This is a genomic window from Allobosea sp. CER48 (assembly GCF_044752385.1).
GTDB lineage: Bacteria > Pseudomonadota > Alphaproteobacteria > Rhizobiales > Beijerinckiaceae > Allobosea.
The window spans coordinates 1-2333 of record NZ_JBIWYK010000472.1 but is presented as its reverse complement, the minus strand read 5'-3'; the positions used below and the strand labels follow the sequence as shown (position 1 = coordinate 2333).

Here is a 2333-nt window from a genome sequence, read left to right as displayed (position 1 = left end):
GCGCAGCTCGGCCGCGCCAGCGACGATGGCCTGCGGCCCGGCGACTACCCCCTCCCCGCATTCGAGGCCAGCGACAAGGCCAAGCTCGCCGAGGCCGATATCCGCCTCTCCGCGCTCGCCGTGCTCTATGCCCGCGACGCCCGCGGCGGCCGCATCGACCCGCGCCGCCTTTCGAAGCTGATCACGCCGACGCTCTACCTGCCGTCGGCAACCGAAGTGCTATCCGAGCTTGCCGGCGCCGGCGATGCCGGCGCGGTTCTCGCCGCCTACAACCCGCCGCATGAGGGCTATCGGCGCCTCAAGGCAAAGCTCGCGGAGATGCGCGAACATCTCGACGACACGCCGCTGGTGCGCATCCCCGCCGGCCCGCCACTCAAGCTCGGCATGCGCGACGAGCGCGTTCCGCTGGTGCGCGCACGCCTCGGCCTCGGCCCGAGCGAGGAACCGGTCTTCGACCGCTCGACCTCGCTGGCCCTTGCCGACTTCCAGAAGAAGGCAGGGCTGCCGGCCAACGGCATTCTGAGCGAACGGACGCTCGCAGCCCTGGGCAAGCCCGCGACCGCGCGCGGCGAGGAGGACATCGTCGCGCAGATGGAGCGCTGGCGCTGGCTCCCGCCCGATCTCGGCACCGACCACATCATGGTCAACGTGCCGGAGATGCGCGTACGCGTGATCCGCTCCGGCAAGGTGGTGCACGAGGCCCGCACCATCATCGGCAAGCCGGAATCGGCGACGCCCATCTTCTCGCACAAGATGGACCACGTCATCGTCAACCCGTCCTGGTACGTGCCGCCCTCGATCCTGAAGAAGGAATTCCTTCCCGGCCTGGCGGCCGATCCGGATTACGCGGCCAAGCGCGGCTATGTCGTAACCCGGACCAAGGGCGGTGGCATCTCGGTGCGCCAGCCACCGGGTGAGCGTAACGCGCTCGGCTGGATCAAGTTCATGTTCCCGAACGAGCATGCGGTCTATCTGCACGACACGCCGAACCGCCGGCTCTTCGCCGGCGAGCGCCGTGCGCTCAGCCATGGCTGCGTGCGCGTCGAAAACCCCTTCGCGCTGGCCGACCAGGTGCTCGGCCCCGAATGGACGCATGAACGTCTCAAGCGCCTGATCGGCTCGGGCGAGCGGCGGATCAACCTGCCGCAGCCTCTCGCGATCCATCTCGTCTACAACACGATCGTTGTCGGCGCGGATGGCCACGTCACTCGCTTCGACGATGTCTACGGCTTCCACCGCATGGTGCGGCAGGCCCTGGAACAACGTGGCTGAAATGAGCCCGCCGCAAGGCGGGCTCTTTTTTTGCCATTATCCGTCTTTAGCCACATGATCCCAGAAAATTCGGGGGCAGTGATTGCCGGCTTGCTAACGAGCCGTTAACCCTTCTCCGCAACTGTTCGTTCACGTTCATCGCGCCGCTTCGGCGGGGGCACCGAGACGGGTCAGACAGATTGGGCAGGATCAACGCCAAGCTTGCGGGATGGTTGCCGCCCGGCTCGAAGCCTGCAATGCGCCGCTTCCTGACGCTGGGCCTGGCCTGCGTCGCCCTGGTCGTGACGGTCCGCAGCACGGACAAGGCCGCCGCCTTCGGCGACACCCGCACGATCACGATCCGGCACATGCACACCAAGGAGGAGACGACCGTCACCTTCAAGCGTGACGGGCGCTACGATTCGGCAGCGCTGGAAAAACTGAACTGGGCCCTGCGCGACTGGCGCACCGACGAGCCGATCCGCATGGACCCGCGGCTGTTCGACGTGGTCTGGGAGGTGCAGCGCCAGCTCGGCTCGGACCAGCCCTTCCATGTCGTCTCCGCATATCGCGCGCCGGGCACGAACGCCATGCTCCGCCGGCGTTCACGTGCCGTCGCCAAGCACAGCCAGCACACGCTCGGCAAGGCGATGGACTTCTATCTGCCGGATACGCCGACCGCGCGCATCCGCGAGATCGGCATGCGCCTGCAGCGTGGCGGCGTCGGGTTCTACCCCAACGCGCACACGCCCTTCGTCCATCTCGACGTCGGCTCGGTCCGGTCCTGGCCGCGCATGACGCGCGACCAGCTCGTGCGTCTCTTCCCGGACGAGAAGACCGTGCATCTGCCGGCAGATGGGCAACCCCTCGGCGGCTACGAGCTCGCCAAGGCGGAAATTCTCTCCGGTGGCGGTGCGGTCGCGGGCTATGCGACGGCCGATTTCGACGAAGGCGCGGTCATGGCGTCCGGACGCAAGAGCTTCTGGGCCGCCCTCTTCGGCGGCGACGACGAGGAAGCCGACGCCCGGCCGACCCGCGGCCGGCGCAGCGCGCCCAGGGCGCAACCGACCGTCATGGCCTAT

General features: G+C 68.0%; 2 protein-coding genes. Both read left to right on the top strand.

The features are described 5' to 3' along the window. A partial coding sequence (locus tag ACIPIA_RS14505) for a L,D-transpeptidase family protein (RefSeq protein WP_400510565.1) occupies positions 1 to 1272 on the top strand: 1272 nt, incomplete at its 5' end. A gap of 236 nt (positions 1273 to 1508) precedes the next feature. Continuing rightward, the coding region (locus tag ACIPIA_RS14500) for a peptidoglycan L,D-endopeptidase MepK (protein WP_400510563.1) at positions 1509 to 2333 on the top strand (825 nt) is incomplete at its 3' end.